The organism is Schauerella aestuarii, from assembly GCF_009866805.1.
GTDB classification, from domain to species: Bacteria; Pseudomonadota; Gammaproteobacteria; order Burkholderiales; family Burkholderiaceae_B; genus Schauerella; species Schauerella aestuarii.
On sequence record NZ_SIZW01000043.1, the window covers coordinates 1 to 21,847 of the forward strand.

The 21,847-nt window shown below is 60.5% G+C and carries 18 protein-coding genes, 1 tRNA gene and 1 pseudogene; 10 read left to right on the forward strand and 10 right to left on the reverse strand.

All coding sequences use genetic code 11. From position 1 onward, the window contains the following. Positions 1-699: 699 nt before the first annotated feature. Entirely contained in the window at positions 700-1,005 is a 306-nt protein-coding gene (locus EYW45_RS19460) for a hypothetical protein (protein WP_161137135.1), read from the reverse strand. Between the two features lie 258 nt (positions 1,006-1,263). Between EYW45_RS19460 and EYW45_RS19465 the strand changes: the two genes are divergently transcribed. Together EYW45_RS19465 and EYW45_RS19470 are read left to right on the forward strand one after the other, a co-directional pair. Beyond that, on the forward strand, positions 1,264-1,443 hold the full coding sequence (locus EYW45_RS19465; protein WP_161137136.1) for a hypothetical protein: 180 nt from the start codon (positions 1,264-1,266) through the stop codon (positions 1,441-1,443). A gap of 208 nt (positions 1,444-1,651) precedes the next feature. Then, a complete protein-coding gene (locus EYW45_RS19470; RefSeq protein ID WP_161137137.1) occupies positions 1,652-1,852 on the forward strand; it encodes a cold-shock protein in 201 nt (66 codons plus the stop codon). 184 nt (positions 1,853-2,036) lie between these two features. On the opposite strand, the gene EYW45_RS19475 is transcribed toward EYW45_RS19470, so the two are convergent. Further along, entirely contained in the window at positions 2,037-3,500 is a 1,464-nt protein-coding gene (locus EYW45_RS19475; RefSeq protein WP_161137138.1) for an NAD-dependent succinate-semialdehyde dehydrogenase, read from the reverse strand. A 19-nt stretch (positions 3,501-3,519) separates the two neighbouring features. Then, positions 3,520-4,785: a 4-aminobutyrate--2-oxoglutarate transaminase gene (gene gabT, locus EYW45_RS19480; RefSeq protein ID WP_161137139.1), complete on the reverse strand. Its 1,266-nt coding sequence runs from the start codon at positions 4,783-4,785 to the stop codon at positions 3,520-3,522. Positions 4,786-4,918: 133 nt separating this feature from the next. On the opposite strand from gabT, the gene pdxR reads away from it, so the two are divergent. Next, positions 4,919-6,418 (forward strand): MocR-like pyridoxine biosynthesis transcription factor PdxR, encoded by a 1,500-nt coding sequence (gene pdxR / locus EYW45_RS19485; protein ID WP_202444830.1) that lies wholly within the window; start codon positions 4,919-4,921, stop codon positions 6,416-6,418. 143 nt (positions 6,419-6,561) lie between these two features. Here the strand turns inward: pdxR and EYW45_RS19490 are convergent, their stop codons facing one another. The 5 genes and pseudogenes from EYW45_RS19490 to EYW45_RS19510 all read right to left on the reverse strand — a co-directional run bounded on the left by EYW45_RS19490 (position 6,562) and on the right by EYW45_RS19510 (position 11,982). Beyond that, positions 6,562-7,068: a DUF934 domain-containing protein gene (locus EYW45_RS19490; RefSeq protein ID WP_161137140.1), complete on the reverse strand. Its 507-nt coding sequence runs from the start codon at positions 7,066-7,068 to the stop codon at positions 6,562-6,564. Further along, a complete protein-coding gene (locus EYW45_RS19495; protein WP_161137976.1) occupies positions 7,061-8,806 on the reverse strand; it encodes a nitrite/sulfite reductase in 1,746 nt (581 codons plus the stop codon). Before EYW45_RS19495 ends, EYW45_RS19490 begins: the two co-directional genes overlap by 8 nt. A 339-nt stretch (positions 8,807-9,145) precedes the next feature. Next, a pseudogene (flhC, locus tag EYW45_RS19500) lies at positions 9,146-9,706 on the reverse strand (flagellar transcriptional regulator FlhC); the annotation flags it as partial. A gap of 19 nt (positions 9,707-9,725) precedes the next feature. Continuing rightward, positions 9,726-10,049: a flagellar transcriptional regulator FlhD gene (flhD, locus tag EYW45_RS19505; RefSeq protein ID WP_161137142.1), complete on the reverse strand. Its 324-nt coding sequence runs from the start codon at positions 10,047-10,049 to the stop codon at positions 9,726-9,728. Positions 10,050-10,188: 139 nt separating this feature from the next. After that, the gene (locus EYW45_RS19510; protein WP_161137143.1) at positions 10,189-11,982 is read right to left on the reverse strand and encodes a methyl-accepting chemotaxis protein; all 1,794 of its coding nucleotides are present in this window, start codon (positions 11,980-11,982) and stop codon (positions 10,189-10,191) included. A gap of 270 nt (positions 11,983-12,252) precedes the next feature. Here EYW45_RS19510 and EYW45_RS19515 point away from each other — a divergent pair, with 270 nt between their 5' ends. The 5 genes from EYW45_RS19515 (at position 12,253) to EYW45_RS19535 (ending at position 18,600) form a co-directional block, all read left to right on the forward strand. Further along, a complete protein-coding gene (locus tag EYW45_RS19515) occupies positions 12,253-12,795 on the forward strand; it encodes a TetR/AcrR family transcriptional regulator (protein ID WP_161137144.1) in 543 nt (180 codons plus the stop codon). A 387-nt stretch (positions 12,796-13,182) separates the two neighbouring features. Beyond that, on the forward strand, positions 13,183-15,372 hold the full coding sequence (locus tag EYW45_RS19520) for an ATP-binding protein (RefSeq protein WP_161137145.1): 2,190 nt from the start codon (positions 13,183-13,185) through the stop codon (positions 15,370-15,372). A gap of 18 nt (positions 15,373-15,390) precedes the next feature. Beyond that, positions 15,391-15,753 carry a response regulator gene (locus EYW45_RS19525; protein WP_328703661.1) on the forward strand — a complete coding sequence of 121 codons (363 nt, stop codon included), beginning with the start codon at positions 15,391-15,393 and terminating at the stop codon, positions 15,751-15,753. Positions 15,754-15,761: 8 nt separating this feature from the next. Beyond that, positions 15,762-16,436, forward strand: coding sequence for a hypothetical protein (locus EYW45_RS19530; RefSeq protein ID WP_161137146.1), 675 nt, complete (start codon positions 15,762-15,764; stop codon positions 16,434-16,436). Between the two features lie 85 nt (positions 16,437-16,521). Next, positions 16,522-18,600 carry an AsmA family protein gene (locus tag EYW45_RS19535; RefSeq protein ID WP_161137147.1) on the forward strand — a complete coding sequence of 693 codons (2,079 nt, stop codon included), beginning with the start codon at positions 16,522-16,524 and terminating at the stop codon, positions 18,598-18,600. Here EYW45_RS19535 and EYW45_RS19540 read toward each other — a convergent pair. Further along, the gene (locus EYW45_RS19540; RefSeq protein ID WP_161137148.1) at positions 18,566-20,176 is read right to left on the reverse strand and encodes a sensor domain-containing diguanylate cyclase; all 1,611 of its coding nucleotides are present in this window, start codon (positions 20,174-20,176) and stop codon (positions 18,566-18,568) included. The two genes, EYW45_RS19535 and EYW45_RS19540, sit on opposite strands and share 35 nt — an antisense overlap. Before the next feature lie 182 nt (positions 20,177-20,358). On the opposite strand from EYW45_RS19540, the gene EYW45_RS19545 reads away from it, so the two are divergent. After that, positions 20,359-20,434, forward strand: a tRNA-Lys gene (locus tag EYW45_RS19545). 33 nt (positions 20,435-20,467) lie between these two features. On the opposite strand, the gene EYW45_RS19550 is transcribed toward EYW45_RS19545, so the two are convergent. Further along, a complete protein-coding gene (locus tag EYW45_RS19550; RefSeq protein WP_235939159.1) occupies positions 20,468-21,208 on the reverse strand; it encodes a tyrosine-type recombinase/integrase in 741 nt (246 codons plus the stop codon). Positions 21,209-21,310: 102 nt separating this feature from the next. Between EYW45_RS19550 and EYW45_RS19555 the strand changes: the two genes are divergently transcribed. Beyond that, positions 21,311-21,547 carry a hypothetical protein gene (locus tag EYW45_RS19555; protein WP_161137149.1) on the forward strand — a complete coding sequence of 79 codons (237 nt, stop codon included), beginning with the start codon at positions 21,311-21,313 and terminating at the stop codon, positions 21,545-21,547. The last annotated feature ends 300 nt before the right edge of the window (positions 21,548-21,847 follow it).

Below are 21,847 nucleotides of genomic sequence, written 5' to 3' on the forward strand. Positions count from 1 at the left end.
AAGGCTGCAAGTCGTTGAATTTGCGGCGCTTTCTACTTATGCCTCGTTATGGTGCGACGGACTTTTAATCCGTTTGTCGTGGGTTCGACCCCCGCACGACCCACCACCAAAATTAGCAGTGAAAACGCCACCTTTCGGGGTGGCGTTTTTGCGTTTGGGGATCGCCAAGTTCGGAAGCCCGCCACTCGTGCACGCCACTAGTGCACCCCTTTAAAGCCCGCCACTAGTGCACGCCACTAGTGCACGCCATTAATGCACCCCTTTAAAGCGCCCCTCTATAGCACGCCTCAAAAACGCGCCGGGCATGTGGTTTGCATGATGTCCAACATTATCGGTGAGCAATGAGCGCAGGTGTGCAATGACGAACGATCATGATTGGCAAGAGATGCGACAGCTTTGCGATACGTCGACCGAAGCGTTGCGCCGATTCGACGCCTTCGTGTCTGATCACCCCACACTGGTGCGGCGGGCCGACCGGGTAGAGTATGAAAAGCTGAAGGGGGCGGCGCTGCATTCCGTTCGACGCCAAGCCGCCTATTGCACGCGTCATTTGCCTATTGCTCCCGCTTCGTCGACGGGGGCCTGAGCAACAACTGGCCAAGAGCAAGCCAAGAGCGAGCCAAGAGCCAGCCCATCGCGATACGCGTTCGGCTGATCGGTTCATGCGTCAGCCTGCGCGGGCAAGCAAGCCCGAAGTACTCACCTTGGGCGTCGGCTCGGGCGCAGTCCTTCATTGACGAAGTGGCGCGCGTGCCAGCGATCCTGGCCGTAGGGCGTCAAGTGCAAGTCGTTGTTTGCATTTGCACGCGAGACTTCATCGCTTGATTTTGCCCAGTCGACAGCACCCATCACGAGCGCAGCCGACACCTCCAGGCGATGCCGATACTCATAGATCGCAGCCTCCGGCACCACAGCATCGGCGTACGGGAACGCGTCCACGAGCTTGGTCCAGGCGGCCTGATAGTCGGAGGAGGAGGGGGCAGGGCGATAAGCGGCGGGATGCATGATGACCGAGATCTCGTGTCGGAGCGCTCGTTGACGATAAAGCCCCTTCATGACAGCGTGATGACATGTCATGCGCACTAGAGCGTTGTCATCCCCGTGTCATGTCTGTTTCACGATCATGCCGTCTCCTTGCAGCATCTTCCGATTTCAAGCTTACAAAATCGACGTATCTGCTTGCAAAGTTCGGTTAGGGGATCCGACCGTCGTCCTGTACATTGCGTCATGGCTTTCGCCATACCAACCTCTACGGGAGCAGGCATGATTTATCCTAATTTCGCCACCGACCCCCGTGCCGATTCGGTCGAAGCAGAACAAGGCAAAGCGGGTGATGTCCAAGCCGACATCGCCTTGCATCCAGGCGTTGCCCTGGATGGCGCCGCCGCCGATGACAGCATTGCATCGCACGCAGTTGCGAGTTTGCGCGGCAGTCTCAACTGATCGCTACAACTCCACCGCTGTTCACCGGCTGCGCCCTTGCGGCGCTTGCCGGCTCCCCCTCATAACGACGACGTGTTCGCAGCGAACCCGTTCTAGCTATACCGACGCCAGCCCACTGCCACGATCTGATTGACAGGTCGCGGGCCGTGGGCTTCGCGGCGTGCGCGCCGCGGTCCAAGCGCCGTTCCTCAAATCTAAAGGAAATAATATGGAAACCGGCATCGTAAAGTGGTTCAACTCGCAAAAAGGCTTTGGCTTCATCATGCCCGAGAGCGGCGGCAAAGACCTCTTCGTCCATTTCTCGGATATTCAAGGCGGACGCGATTCGTTGGACGAGAATCAGCGCGTCAGCTATGAACCCGGCATGGGTCCGAAAGGTCCGCAAGCAACCAAGATCCACGTGCTGTAAAACGCGTGTGTAGAGCGGGTTGCTGAGGCGAGGCGCTTGATCTTGAAAGACCTGAGTCATTCGAAAATGAGTGGGTCATCGAGATCAGGCGACGACCGATCCTGCGCCCATGAAAAAAGCGAGAATCCGGACAATCGTCCCGATTCTCGCTCCTTGGTACTGCGTGCCTACTGAATCAGCGCGCTTACTTACCCAGATCCACGCACACGTACTTCATCTCGAGGTAATCCTCGATGCCGTAGCGCGAGCCTTCGCGGCCCAGTCCCGACTGCTTGACGCCGCCGAACGGCGCCACTTCGTTGGACAGCAGTCCGGTGTTGATCGCCACCATGCCGTACTCAAGTGCCTCCGAAATGCGCCAGATGCGCGCGTAGTCTTGCGTGAACACATATGACGCCAATCCGAAGATAGTGTCATTCGCGCGGGCGATCACTTCGTCTTCCGTTTCGAACTTGAACAGCGGTGCAACCGGGCCGAAGGTTTCTTCTTGCGCAAAACGCATGGCGGCGGTGACATCGCGCACCACGGTCGGTTGGAAGAACGTGCCACCGAGTTCATGCGGTTCGCCGCCCGTCATCACCGTCGCGCCTTGCGCCACGGCATCGCCGATATGCTGCTTCACTTTGGCGATGGCGTCGGTGTCGATCAATGGTCCCTGCTGCACGCCCGGTGTGAAACCATCGCCTACCGGCAATGCGGCCACGCGTTCGGCCAGTCCGGTCGCGATGCGATCGTAGATGCCCGACTGGATGTAGATGCGGTTGGCGCACACGCAGGTTTGTCCGGCATTGCGAAACTTCGAGGCCAGGATGCCCTCGATGGCACGATCGGCATCGGCATCGTCGAACACGATGAACGGCGCATTGCCGCCCAATTCCAACGACACTTTCTTGATCGTCGGCGCACACTGCGCCATCAACAAGCGACCCACTTCGGTCGAGCCGGTAAAGCTCAACTTGCGCACGATGTTGCTGTCGCACAAGGCACCGCCCACCGTGCGGGCGTCGCCCGTCACGACATTGAACACCCCGGCCGGTACGCCGGCGTCTTCAGCCAACACGGCCAACGCCAGGGCGCTGAGGGGTGTTTGCTCGGCGGGCTTGACGATGATCGTGCAGCCTGCCGCCAGGGCGGGCGCCACTTTGCGCGTGATCATGGCCGCCGGGAAATTCCAGGGCGTGATTGCCGCGCACACGCCGATGCCTTGCTTGAGCACGAGCAGGCGCTGGTGCGCTTGCGGGCTCTGCAGCACGTCGCCGTCGATGCGCTTGGCTTCTTCGGCAAACCATTCCAGAAACGACGCGGCGTAGGCAATCTCGCCTTTCGCCTCGGCGAGCGGTTTACCTTGTTCCAGCGTGAGCAGCGTGGCGAGATCGTCCTGATGCGCCATCATGGCTTGCGCCCAGCGCACCAGCACGGCTGCGCGCGCCTTGCCAGGCAACGCACGCCATGCCGGCAGGGCGGCCTGCGCACGATCGATGGTGCGCTCGACTTCGCTGCGCGGCAGGGTGGGCACCGTGCCCACGGTGGCGCCCGTTGCGGGGTTGGTGACGACGATGGGATCGGCGCCGTCCGCGCCCACCCATTTGCCGTCGATGAAGCAGGCGTTACGGAGAAGGCTGGGACGGGTGAGTGCGGGGTGCTGCATGACTTCGAATGCTCCGTGATCAGGCGGTGATGGCGTTGGCGAGAATATCCAGCGCGCGATCGAATTGCGCATCCGGAATCGTGAGCGGATACAGGAAACGCAGCACGTTGCCGTAAACGCCGCACGTGATCAGGATCAGGCCTTGAGCCAATGCCGCCGCTTGCACGCGCTTGACGGCCTCTGCATCGGGCTTGCCGGTGGTGGGGTCGTTCATTTCAACGGCCACCATCGAACCCGGTCCGCGCACCTCACCCAAAGCGGGCACGGTGCGCTTGAGTGCCGTCAAACGATCGCGCAGGCGCTGGCCCAGCGTTTCGGCACGGGCGCAAAGTTGTTCTTCTTCGATCACGTCCAGCACAGCATGGGCCGAGGCCAACGCCAACGCGTTGCCGGCGTACGTGCCGCCAAGGCCGCCGGGGTTGGGCGCGTCCATGATTTCGGCGCGGCCGATCACACCCGATAGCGGCATGCCGCCCGCCAGGCTCTTGGCCACCGTCATCATGTCGGGCTGCACGTCGTAGTGCTGCATGGCAAACATCTTGCCAGTGCGGGCAAAGCCGGTTTGCACTTCGTCGGCGATCAGCACAATGCCGTGCTCGTCGCAAATGCGGCGCAGGGCGGTCATGAGTTCGGCCGGCGCGGGATTGAAACCGCCTTCGCCTTGCACGGGCTCGATGATGATGGCTGCGACGCGCTTCGGATCGATGTCGACCTTGAACAGCAGTTCCAGGTGCTTGAGCGCATCGGCGACCGAGATGTCCTGCGTCGTGTTGGGGAACGGGGCGTGGAAGATGTCCGGCGGCATGGCGCCGAAGTCCACTTTGTACGGCGCAACCTTGCCGGTGAGCGCCATGCCCAGCAGCGTGCGGCCATGGAAGGCGCCGGAGAAGGCGATCACGCCGGTGCGCTTGGTGTAGGCGCGGGCGATCTTGATCGCGTTCTCAACGGCTTCGGCGCCGGTGGTGAAAAAGGCGGTTTTCTTCAGGCCGTCGATGGGCGCGATCTTGTTCAGGCGTTCGGCGAGCGCAACGTAAGGCTCGTAAGGAATGATCTGATAGGCGGTATGCGTGAAGCACTCGAGTTGGGCAGCGATCGCGGCCTTGACCTTCGGGTGGCGATGGCCGGTGTTCAGCACGGCGATGCCGCCGGCGAAGTCGATGTATTCCTTGCCGTCCGCGTCCCAGATGGTCGCGTTCTCGGCACGCACGGCGTACACGCTGTAGGCCACGCCGACGCCACGCGGGGTGGCCAGGCTGCGACGGGTATCCAGATCCATATTCTTCATTGCCGATCTCCAGGTGAGCGAGGGCGTATGCACGGGTGTGCAGGACGTTCGCGTCGCTGCACATGAGTCAGCCAATGTAATGCTAGGATGGTTCCCTCATAAAGAACCACTTTCGCCATTTTGATGGAACCACATGCGCGCGTTGCTGGCTGATCTCTTACGCTGGAAGTTGACCGAGCCCAGCCCTGAGCCGATGAACAAGCGGCTCTATCGTCTGATTCGGGAGTCCATCCTCGACGGGCAACTCGCCGCCGGGGTTCGTCTGCCTGCATCGCGCGATCTGGCCAACGAGATGAATATCGCACGCAACACGGTGATTCATGTGTATGCGCAGCTGCTGGCGGAAGGGTATGTGCACAGCCGGCCGGGCAGCGGCACGTACGTCATGGATGCGATTCCGGAGCGCCTGCTCGATGCGGGACGCCGCACCCGTCATCGCGCGCCGGACGCCGCGGCGCAAGGGCTGTCGCGTCGCGGTGCGAGCATCGTCGAAAACGCAGCCGCGTCGCCATTTCAGTGGGGGGCATTCATGCCGGGCGTGCCCGATGTGTCCGCGTTTCCACACCAAAAGTTCGGCCGCATCATGCGCGGCCTTTGGCGTGCGCCGCCCCCCGAGTTGCTCACCTATGGGCATGGGGGCGGCTTGCCGGCCCTGCGCGAAGCGTTGGCACAGCATCTTTCCGTGGCCCGCTCGGTAGATTGCGAGGCGGATCAGATCGTGATCACCGAAGGCACGCAGCAGGCCATCGATCTGGCGACGCGTTTGTTGTCGGACGTGGGCGACGTGGCATGGGTGGAAGATCCAGGCTACTGGGGCGCGCGCAGTGTGCTGAAGTCCAATGGCATGGATGTGCATCCCGTTGCCGTCGACGAAGAGGGCATGTGCCCGCCGGATATGCAGGCCGCCGATGCGCCCCCCCGGCCCACGTTCATTTTCATGACGCCTTCGCATCAGTATCCACTGGGATCGATCATGTCGCTGGCGCGCCGCCGGCAATGGCTGGCGCTCGCACGCGCCTGGAACTGCTGGATCGTGGAGGACGACTACGACAGCGAATTTCGCTACTCGGGCCATCCCATTGCGTCATTGCAGGGGTTGGAACCCGATGCGCGCGTGATCTATGTGGGCACGTTCAGCAAGACGATGTATCCCGGCCTGCGGCTGGGTTATCTCGTGCTGCCGAAAGCGCTTGTACCCGCATTTCAGGCCGGTCACGCCGAGCTCTATCGCGAGGGGCATTTGCTCACGCACGGCGCAGTGGCCACGTTTATCGAAGAGGGCCACTACGTGGCGCATATCCGCCGCATGCGCATGCTGTATGAACGCCGGCGCGCCATGCTCGTGAAACTGATCGAACGGCGGCTGGGCGAAGGGTGGTTGCACCGTGACGGGATCGATGCGGGATTGCATCTGGTGCTGGATCTCCCGCAGACGATGGACGATCGCGAGGTGGAGCGGGTAGTGCGCGAACGAGGCGTGCTTACGCGCGCACTGTCGCGCTACTACGCTGTGCCCGAGCGGGCGCAGAAAGGCTTGGTGCTGGGCTACGCGTGCGTGCCGGAAAACGGCATGGCGGCAAGCTTCGAGATCATCGTGCAGGCACTGCGCGAGGCGCTGGATGCGGGCGCATGATGCATCAGGCAGGAAAGTGCCTGATGCAGCTTGTACGTCAACCACTATGCCGTCTGGTGCGGTACCGTTTAGTGCCTTGCCGTTCAACGCGTTACCGTGTCCAGCGAGTTATCACTTCGCGCGCTGCCGTTACACGCGCTACGTCAAGCGCGCGCGTTGCCTAGCCGATATCCGCGTTGGTAGCCTGTCGAGAACGTCGACAGCGCGCGCAACGCCAGCTCGGCATCCTGCCCGGGTTTCAGCGAGAAGCTGTCGAAGCCGCAGCGCGAGAGATAGAACATCGTGTCGGCCAGCACATCGCCCACTGCGCGCATCTCACCTTCCCAGCCCAGTCGGGTGCGCAGCAGTTGACCTTGCGAAAATCCGCGGCCGTCCGTCATGTTGGGAAATTCGACGGCGATGAAGGCGATGCCTGTGGGATCGATGGTTCCGCTTTCGGTTTCCGCGAGATCGAGGGCTTCGTCATCCGGCGCGAGTGCGATGCCCACCGGATGCTGCCGCGCGCGCAACGCCCCGCGATGCTCGAGCCACGTGGCCAGGTTCACAACCGCGTCTCCATCGTCGGCCGGCAACGTCGTATCGTCAGCCTGCGGCAGACGCGTGTGGTCGATACGGCTCGTGCCGTTCTGGATCAATTGACGCTCAAGCATGAACGGCTCCCTGCTGCTGCGCGATCAGATTCTTGCGCGCGTCGCCGTACACATCCGTCTTGAAGGGGTCCAGGCCTACGCGACCCACCACATCCACAAAGCGCTCGGCATCGCTGTCGCGCAGTTTCAGATAGGTCTGGATCAGCGTTTCGACCACGTCCGGCACTTCATCGCGTGCGAACGAGGGCCCGATGATCTTGCCGATGGCGGCACCGCCCGGGCGAATCACGCCCTTGGCATCGAGGTGCTCGCCGGGGCCGGCGCTTTGGCGGCCGCCGATGGTCACCTGGTACCACTCTTCGCCGCCCTTATCCACACCCAGAATGCCGATATGGCCTACATGATGGTGACCGCAGGAATTGATGCAGCCGGAGATGTTCAGATCCAGTTCGCCGATTTCGAATTGATAATCGAGGTTGTCGAAGCGACGCTGGATCGACTCCGCCACGGGGATCGACACCGCATTGGCCAACGCGCAGAAGTCGCCGCCAGGACAGGCGATGATGTTGTTGATCAAGCCGATGTTGGCGTGGGCCAGACCCAGCGGCGTGAGTTTTTCCCACAATGCGGGCAAATCGCTTTGCCGCACATGAGCAAAGATCAGATTCTGTTCGTGCGACACGCGCATTTCGCCTGCGCTGAACGCATCCGCGAGATCCGCGACCGCATCCATTTGATCTGCCGTGAGGTCGCCAGGCGGCACGCCCGTTTCCTTCAACGACAAGGTCACACAGGCGTAGCCCGGTTCGCGATGCGGGTGCACGTTCTTTCGCAGCCAACGCGCAAACGTGGGTTGCTGTGCCGCCAGCGCCGGCGTGGGATCGGGCGCTTGCGCGGCATCGGCGTCATAGGCAGGCGTGGTGAAGCGGGTCGCGATGGCATCCAGGTCGGCTTGGGTCAGCTTGTTGGGGCCGTCCTTGATGTGCTGCCATTCGCGCTCGACCTGCTCGCCAAATACCTCCGGCGTCAGATCCTTCACCAGGATCTTGATGCGCGCCTTGTACTTGTTGTCGCGTCGGCCATGCAGGTTGTACACCCGCAGAATGGCTTGCAGATAAGTCAGCAGGTCGTACCACGGCAAGAAATTGCGGATCACCTTGCCCACGATCGGCGTGCGGCCCATGCCGCCGCCCACTGCCACGCGGAAACCGATGACGCCGTCGACCGTGTCAGCCTGCAGACCGATGTCGTGCACCCCCACGGCGGCGCGATCGGAGGGGGAACCGCTCACGGCGATCTTGAACTTGCGCGGCAAGAACGCGAACTCGGGGTGGAAGGTCGACCACTGACGAATGATCTCGCACCACACCAGGGGATCGACGATCTCGTCAGGAGCGACGCCGGCGAAGTGATCGGTTGTCGTATTCCGAATGCAGTTGCCGCTGGTCTGAATCGCGTGCATCTGTACGGTTGCCAGCGCCGCAAGAATCTTCGGCGTATCTTCCAGACTGGGCCAATTGAACTGAATGTTCTGGCGTGTGCTGAAGTGACCGTAGCCGCGATCCCACGTGCGCGCGATGTGCCCGAGCATTCGCAGTTGCTCGGCCGACAGCAAACCATACGGAATGGCGACGCGAAGCATGGGCGCGTGGCGCTGAATATAAAGCCCGTTTTGCAGGCGGAGCGGGCGGAAATCATCCTCACTCAAATCGCCTGCGAGAAACCGCTGCATTTGATCACTGAACTGGGTAACGCGCTCTTCGACCAATTGCTGGTCGACTTCGTCATACTGATACATGTTCGTCCACAGCGTTCCAGGGGCTTGCGCCACCGGACTCGCTTCTCGTCTGGGGTATTCCAGGGCGCGCGGCGACACCGCGGCGGGGAATATCGGATCGTTGACGTTAACGCACCCCTGCGGGGATGAATACGCATAAAAGGCTATTTATAAATAACCTTAGGCAATATGCGGATTGGGGTCACTCGGATCTAGAGCGGTCGCAGGGTTATCCGGCGCACCGGCGGCGGGATCCGGATCGACGCCAGTGAATGTCGTGTCTGACAGCTGCTTCGAGATGGTGGAAGACGGCGTTGACGACGCGGAAGAGCTCGAGGTTAACGACGAGGCTGAAGACGAGGCTGAGGCCGAGGTGGACTTCGCCGCTGATGGGCGGCGTTTTTTTCCTGCGCGCGGCGGCGGGCGACAAATCGCGCACATGTAGTTGTGCCGGATCGCGTGCGCGTGCGCCACAAATTCGCCCTTGCATTGGGTGCATGCCGATAGCTGCAGCATTCTGCTTTCGAAAAAACGGATCAGCATCCAGGCGCGTGTGAAACTCAACGTGGGGGTTCCGACGCCATGGGTTTGACAGGCCACTTGATTGCGATAGAGCCGGTACGCTCGCACGGTAAGGCGTACGCCTTCGAGATGGGTCTCGCGGGCTAGGAAGCGGTAAATGCCGTAGAACATTGACGAGTGGATATTCGGCATCCACGTCATATACCAGTCGACGGAGAAAGGCAGCATGCCCTTGGGTGCCGCGCAGCCCTGCAGCTCCCGGTAAAGCTTGGCCAACCGTTCGCGACTCAACGCGGTTTCGCTTTCGACGACTTGTAGCCGAGCACCCAACATGATCATCTCCTTGGCCAAGATGATTTCGTCGGCATCGCGAGACACACTTTTCTTGTTTGTGGTCATGGCTGCGACGCCAAAGGCGTTATGCCACGCGTTCGACAGGTTGGTTGGCGAGCAAAATCGTTGTATGTGCCTGCTGCAGCACGCCGCCCAGCAGGTCTTTGGTGAGCGCGCTGAGCACTTTTTGGTCTTCGAAGCGGAATTGGCATAGCAAGGCGCCTGAACTTGCAAGTCGAACCAACTGAGCCGGGGATAGCCGCATCATGATGTTGGCGACCTCTTTGCTGAAGCCAAGGCGAAACAGCGCACCCTCGAAATCGTCGTGAAGCAGGCGTTGTGCAAGGAGGAGATAAGAGAGGTTCACCTCTCGGATATCGGCGGCGGCGGACGTTAGTCTGTCTGGCATCGTGTACTCCTGAAGCAGAGGAAGCGTGGTCGATCCGTCTTGACGGAGCAGGGCGGCTACGCGTTGACGCAGTCGTGAGTTGAATAAAAATACCCATCGTTGTTGTAGATTAAAAACCGTCTGGATGGTTTGATAGGCGTCAAAACTTTGACCAGTCGTCGCCGTCGTCAGGATGGGAGCGTGCAGATGCGCCATTGTCGGCATGACGGAAGGGCTTGGGAGCTAGTGGCTCGGGGGTGGTTGCGGGCGTAGACATCGTTTTCGTCTTATGCGGGGCAAGCGTCTTGCCCGATGCAGCGGAAGGTTGGGCCACACTGCGTGCCATTGCCGCAGACGGTGTTGCCTGACGTGCAGATTGGAGCAGCCGAACAGGTGTGGGCTGCTGGCGGTCGCCCAATTGAAATACCGAAACCGCTGCGAGTAGTTCGTCCGCCTGCTCGCGCAGCCCTTGGGCGGCAGCGGCGCTTTGTTCGACCAACGCAGCGTTTTGCTGCGTGGTTTGATCCATTTGAGTGACTGCCTCGCCTACTTGGGCAACGCCCACGCTTTGTTCTTTATTGGCCACGCTGATTTCATTCATCAGGGTCATGACGTGCTGGGTGGACGCCACAATGTCAGTCATGCTTTGCCCGGCCTGCCCGACCAGTGTGGTCCCATGGCTCACCCGATCGACGCTCGTGTTGATTAGTTCGCTGATTTCCTTGGCGGCTTGCGCGGCACGCTGCGCGAGGCTACGCACCTCGCCGGCCACCACGGCAAAGCCCCGGCCGTGTTCGCCCACGCGCGCAGCTTCGACCGCAGCATTGAGGGCCAGGATATTGGTTTGGAAAGCGATGCCTTCAATCGTATTGATGATGCCGGCCATGCGCTTGGCGCTGTCGTCGATGCCACGCATGGTTTCGATCATCTGGTTGACGACATCGCCGCCTTCACCGGCCACGCCTGCCGCCGTTTGGGCAAGCTCGGTAGCTTGTACGGCGTTCGAGGCATTGTGCTGCACCGTGGAACCCAGTTGTTCCATGGAGGCGGCCGTTTGCTCCAGCGCGGCGGCTTGCTCCTCGGTTCGCGCGCTCAAATCATTGTTGCCTTCGGCGATCTGAGCGCTGGCGATCGCAACCGCCTCAGCGTTGCCGCGCACGCCTGACACCACATTCTTCAGCATGTCGCGCATGCCGACCAGCGTCTTCAGAACGCTGTCGCGATCGTTCTTGCGCAGCGTTATTGCGTGATAAAGCTCGCCCCTGCCGACGGCATCCGCAACGTGCTTGAGCTCATTGAGCTCTGCACCCAACTGACGGGTGATGGTTCGGGTGATGTAGAAGGCGACAGCGCCGCTGGCGAGCAACGCGCCGATGAGCACAACGGCCAGAATCACGACGATCCTGTTCAGGTTGGCCTGCAGGTCTTCATGCTCAGATTCCGCGAGCGCCTCCTGCCGGTCGTTCATCGCGTCCAGATGCATTTGCAGGGGTGTGATGGCGTCGAACAGTTCAGTGGATACGAAGGTGGCCAATCCACCCGAGTCGTCGTCGCGCAGCAATGAGGTCAGTTTGTCCAGAGCGGCATCCGCCGTGGCTTTGAGGGGCGTCAACGCCACCAGGTCGGCCTCTTCCTCAAGTGAGTCTGCGCCCGCTTCGAAAGCAGCAAGTGCAGGCGCAATACGCGCGCGTGCCTCATCGAGCGTCTTGCGGCTCACGTCCCAGCGTTGGAGGCCCAGAAGCGTTTTGGTCGCCGTGTCTACGGCTTCGATGGCGTACACGTCAGACATGGTCTTAAGGTGGCGAATCGGCTGCAGATTGTGCGTATAGACCCGCTCGGCCGCATCCACCGCATTCTCAAATGCTCTGATGCTCATGCCGTTCGTGATGAAGAAAAACACGAGAAACACGGCTGTGAGGCCGATGAGTTGAGTGGAAATCTTGAGTTTTTTCATTGACTGAGTTCAGGCGGGAAGCGACGACCTGCCGGATGGGGGACGCTGAACGCCTATACCGGCGGACGTACAGGCACTGTAAAAAATATCGTCAGGGTGTAAACCGTCTGGCCGGTATGTTATCGAAGTTAAGCGAAGATGTCATCCAAATTAGGCCAAGACGCCATAAAAGTTGACCGTCTAGACGGTACTATGCAACGACAGCAAGCTGCTGTTAGCAGCGGTAGTATTGCAACGCTTAGGTACGAAAGAATTCAATTGGGAACAGGCATGAAGAGACAGGCGGATGTGACGCGCAAGGCCCTGCTGACGGCAGCGAACGAGGTGATTGCTGAGTTTGGGGCAATCACCTTCACGTTGGACGCGGTGGCATTGAAGGCCGGGCTGAGCAAGGGAGCCCTGCTGCACCATTTCCCGTCCAAGAAAGAATTGGTCGCCGCCATGGTCAAAGACATGGTCGATCAGTTCACGGCGATGGTGTCGGAGTTGGCAGCCAAGGATCCCGAGCCGCGGGGCCGTAGCGCGCGGGCCTACGTCCGCGTGATCGCTGGCCAGTCGAAGAAGGAGTATGACGCGTGGGCGTCGATGAGCGCCGCGCTGCTCTCGGATATGTCACTGCTGCATATGTGGCGCTCGGCGGTATCCGAGGCGCTGGCCGCCGATCTTGAAGAAACCGACGATCCCACCGGCGCCCTCGTCGCGCGCCTAGCCGCGGATGGCATCTGGGCGTCGGATATTTACGGGACGTACGGCTTCGAGGACGCGCGGCGTCGGGCCTTGCTCGACCGATTGGTAGCGCTTACGCGCGCCTGAAAATGTCTGCCGCCGGAATCGATTGCTGGTGGGGTGGCCCCATGCGAGAATCATTGATTGACGTCCATATGTAAGCAGCTGGCCCGTCATACCCGCCAAATTCCCCATTTCTTTGTAAAACTGCTCCCCAGCAAGGGGAAACTCCAACTCTGGGCACGAAATGTGCTCTTGTGTCGAAAGAATTAACATTTGGCATCATTGGTAAAGCCATGCCGCACTTTTCTACCATTGGCAACGCGTTCTGCCATAGGAGAGATGGGAGGGTCGCCCATGCCAGTAATACCGAGTGTGAACGGCTGACGGTAAGTTTTGCAACGCCGGCACCTGCCCAGATGTGCCTGGCGATCGGTGCGGATGTGGGTCATGGGCCCGCTATTTAGATAAGCTATGTCATTGACTCCTTCCAACACGAGTACCGCTGTTACGTTGCAAAACTGCGACAGCGAACCCATTCACATCCCAGGCGCAATCCAGCCGTGCGGTGCGTTGTTGGCGTTCGACCGTGCGGGCTTGTTGGCATACGTTTCTGCGAATGCAGCAGACGTGTTGGGTGCTCCAGTGACTTTGGGCGTTGCAGCCACGGCAGATGCGATCCCTGCCGACGTCAGTGCCGTCCTGGTCCGCTGGTTGGACGAGGAAGACAGCGACTTCGAACCGTTCGTAGCGAACATCAAGGGCCAGGACTACGACGTCATCGGCCACCGGAACGTGGACGGTTTTGCGATCGTCGAACTGGAACTGCGTGCCGACCCCCTGGCCGAGATGGCACCGGCATTGAGCCGCGCTTATCAGGCCGTTGAGCGACTTCGACGTCAGAAATCCATCGAATCCCTCTTGAACATCGCCGTTCAGGAAATTCGCCACATCACGGGATTCGATCGTGTGATGGCGTATCGGTTTCATCCGGATGAGAGCGGCGAGGTGGTGCGAGAAAGTCGTCGCGAGGATCTGGATAATTGGGAAGGTCGCCGGTACCCGGCGAGCGATATCCCCGCACAGGCGCGCCGTCTCTATATCAAGAACACGCTGCGCTTGATTTCGGATGCCAAATACCAGCCTGTGCATCTATTGAGCCGTGACCCTTCCGCGCGGCCGCTCGACATGAGTTCCAGCGTGCTGCGCAGTGTGTCGCCGATTCATCTCGAGTACATGGCCAATATGGGCGTACGCGCCTCGATGAGCGTGTCGGTCGTGATCGATGGTCGCTTGTGGGGGATGATCGCCTGCCATCACATGGCACCGCGCCATGTGGCGTTCGGTATTCGCATGGCGTGCGAGGTGATGGCGCAGATTCTGTCGTCGACGATCGCATCGTTCGAAGCGCAGTCGCGCGCGGCCAAGGTGCAGGTCAGCACTGGGGTGGTCAATCGCATTGCGCAACGGGTCTGGAATTCGGAAGACATTCTGGCCGCGTTGACGCAGGAATCCCCCACGCCCGCGGATTTGCTGCCGCACGACGCCGCGCTGTGCCTGTGGGGCGGCGGCTTGACGATTTGTGAAGGCATTGCGCCGCGGGGCGATATGCAGTCGATCGTTGCGGCCCTGGAACGCGCCGGCTCGCGCACCATTGCGTGCACGAGTATCGCGCACAGCTTTCCCGATCTGCAAAGTCAGTTCGTGCCCTACGCAGGGTTTCTGGCCTGCAAATTCGACGCCGTGCATAACGGCTGGTTGATCTGGTTGCGTAAAGAACAGGTCGAAACGCTGGTGTGGGGCGGTCAACCGGAAAAGGAATACACCACCGGTGCGCTCGGCCCTCGGCTGACGCCTCGCGGTTCGTTCGACGAATGGCGCGAGGTGGTGCGCAACACCTGCCGTCCCTGGCTGCCCGAAGAGTTGGCTGCGGCTGAAAATCTCCGCGACGAGCTGTCGCAGATCACCGCGTCGCGCGCGGCCGAAATGGATCGCGCGCGCTCTGCGCTTCTGGCGATGCTCGGCCACGATCTGCGCGACCCGCTGCAATCCATCAACGTGGCGGCAACGCTGTTAACGCGCACCGACGGCGCCGGTGCCCGGATGGGCGAGCGCATCCGAACCTCGAGTGGCCGGATGCAGCGCCTGATCGCGCAAGTATTGGATCTGTCGCGCCTGCAAGGCGGTCTTGGGCTCGGTATGCAGCCGGGCGACTGCGACCTGGCCGCGATCGTTGTCGATCTGGTGGAAGAGTCGCGCATTGCGCATCCCTCGATTTCGATTCAACTCGATCTGGATGCGCACCTGATGCTGCAAGCAGACGGCGATCGCATGGCGCAGGTGATTTCAAATCTGCTGAGCAATGCAATCAAGCATGGCATGGTCGGCGCACCCATTTTGATCACCGGCCGCGCGTTGGGCGAGGCAATCGTGATTCACGTGATCAACGATGGCCCGCCGATCGACGCTGATGTGCTCGAACATTTATTTGCCCCATTCAAACCCCAATCGGTAGGCCGTCCGCGCAATCGCAGCGGTCTTGGATTGGGACTTTATATTGCCGACCAGGTCGTCGCCGGCCATGGCGGACGCATCGACGTGGTGTGCGAGGACGGCATTGTGGATTTTGCCGTTGTGCTGCCCGTCGGCCGGAGCGAGACATGAATTTTTGGAGAATGACGCGTGACCAATGAAACCACGCTGCGTGTATTGATCGTCGACGATAACGAGATGGCGTCCGAATTGCTTTCGGAGTTTCTCGAGTTGTCCGGCCATACGCCGCAGGTTGCGCACACGGGTGCCCAGGCTTTGGAAATCGCGACGGCATTTGCGCCCGATGTTGCGATCGTCGATATCGTGCTGCCGGACATGGACGGCTACGCGCTGGCCGATGCCATGAAGCACACGCTCGCGCGGCCACCCAAGATCGTTGCCTTGAGCGGCTTGCCCAAGAATATGCGGCGCGGCGATCATTCGCTTTTCGATGCATGGCTTGAAAAACCTGCCGATCTGGAAACGCTGGAAGCGACGCTACTGAAGGTATGAGGAACGCGATGCAAACGCCCAATCACTCCGACGCGATCATGGCCCAAGGGATTCAGTTTGCCGTGTTGGCGCAAGCCTTTCCGGTATTGCGGCACGATGCGCTCAAGCCCATCGCGAACGCCAAGCTTGCAGCCGGCATGATGCAGCGCACGTCGGGTGAGACGCCGCTCGACATGTCCGACGAACGTACCCAGCAATTGCTGAACGACGTGGATGTGATGCTCGATGAGGGCGTGGATACGGTGCGTGAGTTGGGCGAGTGGCTGACCGACTCCGGCAAGCGCGTCTCCATGGCCGCGTTGACGCGCGAATGCACCAAGCTCGTATTTACGCATCTGTTGCTGTCCGGTAAACGCATTACGCTGGCCGAGTCAGTGGCCGGTCCCGACGTGGCATTGTTCGGCGGGCGGTATGTGATGTTGGCCATGCTGCTGCATCTGGTCGACACGATGCCGGATGGCAGCGAGTTGCTGATCGAAGGCCGACCCGACGGTCAAGTGCAGGCCACGATTCATCCCGGCAAGGGATCGACGCTCGTTCGCGCGTCCGATGGACGCGGCGGTGCGATGATTGCGTGGACTGCCGTGCAAACGTTGGCATCGTTTTACGGCTGGCGAGCAGAGCTTGCCGATGGCGTGTTCACAATGGCGTTGCCCTCTGCGTCACAACGCAAGGCGGCCTGACGGCCTACGCTCTTAGGGCCATTCGTCTCGCGGGCGTGAACCTTGCTAAGTCATTGGGCTACCGCCCATGCTTGGAGTTGCCGCCATGACGCGTACAAAAAAAATCGTCGGGTTTACCCTCGGTACGCTGCTCTTGCTGATCGTCGTTCTCGTCGTGGTCATTGCCACGTTCGACTGGAACCGCGTCAAGCCCACCATCAATGAAAAAGTGTCCGAAGCGATCGGCCGTCCGTTTGCCATCAATGGCGACTTGACGGTTCAGTGGCGGCGTTCGGATACCGAAAGTGGTTGGCGGCATTGGGTGCCATGGCCGCACGTTGCGGCTAACGATATCGTTGTCGGCAACACGGATTGGGCCAAGGCGCCCCAGTTTGCGACGTTGCAGCGGGGCGAATTCAGCTTGTCGCCGTTGCCTTTGATCAGTCAACGCGTGGTGATTCGCAGCATCCAGCTGACGCAGCCGTCGGCCGATCTTCAGCGATTGAAGGATGGCCGCGCCAATTGGGATTTCAACATCAAATCGGCGGCGTCCGATACTGATGAGCCGTCGAAGTGGGTGCTCGACATCAACGAAATCGGGTTCGACAAGGGTCGGGTTGGATTCGCCGACGAAACGCTGCAAGCCGACCTTGAAGTCTTGATCGATCCGCTGGGCAAGCCCGTACCGTATCCGGAAATCGCCGGTGCCGCAGCGTTGCCGGAAGGCGCGCCGATTCCGAAAGATTACGTGTTTGGGTGGGCCGTCAAAGGCAAGTACAAGGCGCTGCCTTTGAAAGGCGAGGGCAAGATCGGCGGCATGCTGGCCTTGCGCGATGCGGACACGCCTTTCCCCGTGCAGGCCGATGTGAGCGTGGGCGATACCAAGGCCGTCGTGGTGGGTACCGTGACCGAGCCGCTCAATCTTGGCGCGCTGGATGTGAAACTCAAATTCTCGGGCAAGAGCATGGCCGATTTGTATCCGCTGATCGGCGTTGCACTTCCGGACACCCCGCCGTACTCGACCGACGGCCGCCTGGTGGCCGAGCTGCAACGTGCCGAGGGTGCGCGTTTCAAGTACGAGAACTTCAACGGCCGAGTGGGGCAAAGCGATCTTCACGGCTCACTGACGTTCGCACTTGGCCAACCTCGTCCCAAATTGACGGGTGAGCTGACGTCCAAGCAATTGCGTCTGGCTGACCTCGGTCCGTTGGTCGGCGTGCAGTCGGGTGGGGCGAAGAAGCCCTCTGACGAAACCAAGAAGCAGCCTGCAAACAAAGCCTTGCCGGTCAGCGAATTTCGCACCGAGCGCTGGCGCGATATGGATGCGGACGTGCGGTTGAAGGCCGGCAAGATCGAGCACGGCGATTCGTTGCCCCTGTCGGATCTAAACGTGCACGCCGTGATGGACGCCGGCAAGCTCACACTCGATCCGCTTAATTTTGCGATGGCCGGTGGGTCGATGAATACCACCATTCAACTGGACGGCGCGAAGACGCCAATGACTGGGCGTGTGAAAGCCACCGCGCGCCGCCTGAGGCTCAAGCAGCTCTTCTCGACCACTGAATCCATGCAAAAGAGCCTGGGTCAGATGAACGGTGATGTCGCGCTTACCGGCACCGGCAATTCGGTTGCCGCGTTGCTGGGCAGTTCCAATGGCGAGCTCAAGCTGATCGTCAATGACGGTGTCATCAGCCGGTCCTTGATGGAAATCGCCGGCTTGAACGTGGGCAACTACGTGATCAGCAAACTCTTCGGTGACGACGAAGTGGCGATCAATTGCGGCGTCACCGATGCCGGGATCAAGGATGGCTTGCTCACCACGCGTCTTTTCTTGTTCGACACCGAAAATGCCTTGATCAAGATCGACGGCACCGCCAACTTCAAGAATGAAGCGCTGGATCTGGATATCACGCCCGAAAGCAAAGGCTTTCGTGTGTTCTCGCTGCGCTCGCCGCTTTATGTGGAAGGCACGTTCAAGGATCCGAAGGCCGGCGTGAAAGTAGTTCCGCTTGCCGCACGCGGTGCCGGCATGGTGGTGCTTGGCGCAGCGTTGACGCCGGTAGCCGGTTTGCTGGCCCTGATCGCGCCGAGTGCTGGCGAGGACGAAGAAAATCAGTGCACGACGCTGCTGCGTCAAATGCAAAAGCCGGTCAAGGCGCCGCCGCCGGGTAAGCGAGCGCGCTGAACAGGCGGTAACCGCGAGGCGTGGCCGGATCCGAGATCGCGGTCACGTTTCGCCCGTTGTTCTTGGCGAAATAGAGGGCCGTGTCGGCGCGCTTGATCGTCACATCGATGTCGTCGTGAATCGTGGGAAAGTGCGACACGCCGCACGATACGGTCACGCGCATGCCTTCCACCGCAGGCGCACCCTCGACGGCAACGCGCAAACGTTCGGCCACGCGGGCGGCATCCAAGAGGCCCGTATTGGGCAGCAGCATCATGAATTCTTCGCCGCCTGCCCGCACCAGTTGATCGCCGCCGCGGGATTCCTGACGCATCATCGCCGCCAGCAAACGAATCACCGCGTCGCCTGCGTCATGGCCCAGCGTGTCGTTGATGATCTTGAAGCGATCGATGTCGATCGCCACCACCGCCGTCGGCAAGTTGCCCGTACGAATCTGCTCGACCGCGTGCTCCATGCCGCGCCGGTTGAGCAAGCCACTCAGCGGATCGGTCGTGCTCTCCTGACGCAGGTTGTGGATTTTGTGATTCATCGACCACAGCCCCGCCAGCATGGCGCGCTTCAGTTGCGCCGCTTCGAAGTACCAGGCGCGTACGCCACGTATCTGGTCAGACGCATCCGTCTCATCCATCTGCTTGGCCAGGCTCGCCAGATCCCACAGGGGACGGGCAATCAATTTCGAGAGGGCCCAGATGGCCAGCAACGACACGAGCAACAACGGCAGCGCATTGCGTACAGTGAGCGCGGCCAGGTCATTGAGGCGCTGCAGCGCCAGTACCGCAGGCCGTTGGCTCACGATGCCCCAACCGCTGAAGGGCACCGGGGCATAGCCGGTGAGCATATCGATCCGCTCATCGTCCTCGATCCGCATTTGACCGGTTGCGCCCTTGAGCACCGCTTTCACCGACGGGTTATCGGCAATGGACTGACCGATGCGCTCGGATTGCGGGTGATAGATCAGTTGGCCGGCTTGATCGACGACAAACAAGCTTGAGCCATCGCGATAGAAGTGCGTGCCCAGCAACGCTTGCAGCGCATTCGGCGAGTGCAGATAAATACTGCCGATCATGTAGCCCAGGTAGCGGCCATCGCCGGCGAAGATCGGTTCCACATGCGACACCACCCAGCGGCCGGTCACGGCCTTGAAGGGCTCGCTCAGATAAGGCTTGCGCAGGCTGAGCGCAAAGCGGCTGCGCTCGGTATCCACGCGTTTGCCCACGATGCCCAGATCTGATGGCGCTTCGCCAATCGGCGTGCCATCGGCACGCACCACGATCAAGGAATTGAAATGCTTGCTGTTGCTGTACAAGCGGCTGATCTCGCCATTGACGCGCTCGGGTGAGCGATCCATGACCGCCAACTGCTTGGCCGAGAACGCCATCTCATCGGCGATATCGGACAGCAATGTATTGGTGAGGCTGGCCACCTTTTGGGCGTAATTGCGGTTGGCCTCGAGTGCGTTGGTGAGCAGCAGATCGCGTTGCACCAGATGACTTGCATAGAGGCTCGCACCCAGTCCCACTACCAGCGAGAGCAGGCAGAGGGAGAGAATCAGCCGCCGCAGATCCACACGCAACATGTGTGGCCTTACCTCGGATGGCATGAAAAGGATGAGGGGTACAGCTTTTTCATGGCGCGAATTTTACTCGCGGAAGGCGTATCCGGGGCGGGAATATGTTGGGCGCACGGCTGGACAGGCCGTAAAATTCATGTACAATGCGGCCTCGCTTTGACGAATGACGCACAGTCTTTGTTGAGCATGGGTTGTTAGCTCAGTTGGTAGAGCAGCGGACTCTTAATCCGTAGGTCGAGTGTTCGAGCCACTCACAGCCCACCAGAATCTATGCGGGTCCCCAGCCATTTCGGGGATTCAGCGCCAAAAGCCGGTGGGGGAATTATTGCCATATCCCCCAAATGAGGCCACTCTCTTCTTCCCGATTGCCCCGATAGCATTTCGCAGCGAATCCGTTGCGAGGTGAGCGTATCGCCGCGTGCTGACCGGCGACTTATGGCCGAGAACGGTACCCACGGTATAAAGATCGACACCGCTGTTGATCATCGCTGATGCTGCCGAGTGCCGCAAATCGTGAAACTTGAGCCAGTCCATGCCGATAGCTGCCCGCGCGCGACGGAAGTGTTTGGAGATCGTCGTTTGATTGGGCATGCCGAACGACAAGCATCGCGCGATCTTCGGGTGGATAGGTACATGCCGACGCTGCCCGTTCTTGGTGTCCGCCAGGATGAAAGTCCCGTCCCGCACCTGCGCGCGCCCGATCTCGCCGAGCCGCATGCCACTGTAAAAAGCAATTCGAATGGCCGCGCGTGTTTGCCGGTCCCTGCAAGCGCGCGCCAGACGCAGCATGTCGCGGCGATCGACGAAATGATGTCGCTCGTTTCTGACTTCGGGAGCGACCACACGCTCAGCGGGATCGTGGTCGCACATCGCATGGCGTTTCCAGCCGTAGCGGCAGGCGCTGGTGAGATACCGAATGCGGTTGCGCAAGGTTGCCGGCGCCAAGGGCGAGCCGTCAGCCTTAGTGGCGCGCTTGGTGTAGTCAGCACACACGGCGGCCAAATCGGTCATCGCCTTGCCCTTGTAGAAGGGCAGCAAATGGGCCAGCTCTCGTTCGATGTTGTCCCCTGACTTTAACGTGCGGGCACGCTCCTTCAGATATATGAGCACTGCGTCATCTATCGTGTGCTCTGTATAAGCATGATTCTTTCCGAGATGGGGCCGGCGTTTGCCGTGATAGCCACGCTGCTCGCCGGCGTGGCCAGCGCATATTTACGTGGCAAGGCCCGTGGCAAGGCCAACGCGCGCGCCGAGGTCGACGCGAAGACAAACCAACAGGCGGCGAATGCCGCGAGGGAGAGCCGCAATGACGCTGAGATTGACCGCTTGCCTGCTGGCGGCGCTGACCAGCTTAAGCGCAACTGGTTGCGCAAGTAGACAACCGGTCGGGTTTTAGTACCGCGCGATTGCGAAGCCGATCCACATCGTTGAAGAAGACCATATTACGGATTTAACAGCAAGGCAGCTACTAAGGCATAACGAACGCGGCCGAGCACTATGCAATTGGTGAATCATTTTATCGGACGCATTGCTCTCATTTGCAACAAAGTCGCTTTCTCGGAACTGTTGCACCAGCCGGATGCGTCGGCTGCGGTCCAGGGGTAAGCGGCTACTCAGCCACTTGAGGGCCTATTGCGCTGCCGCTGAGCACCCATGAGGAGATCGAGCATCTTCGAC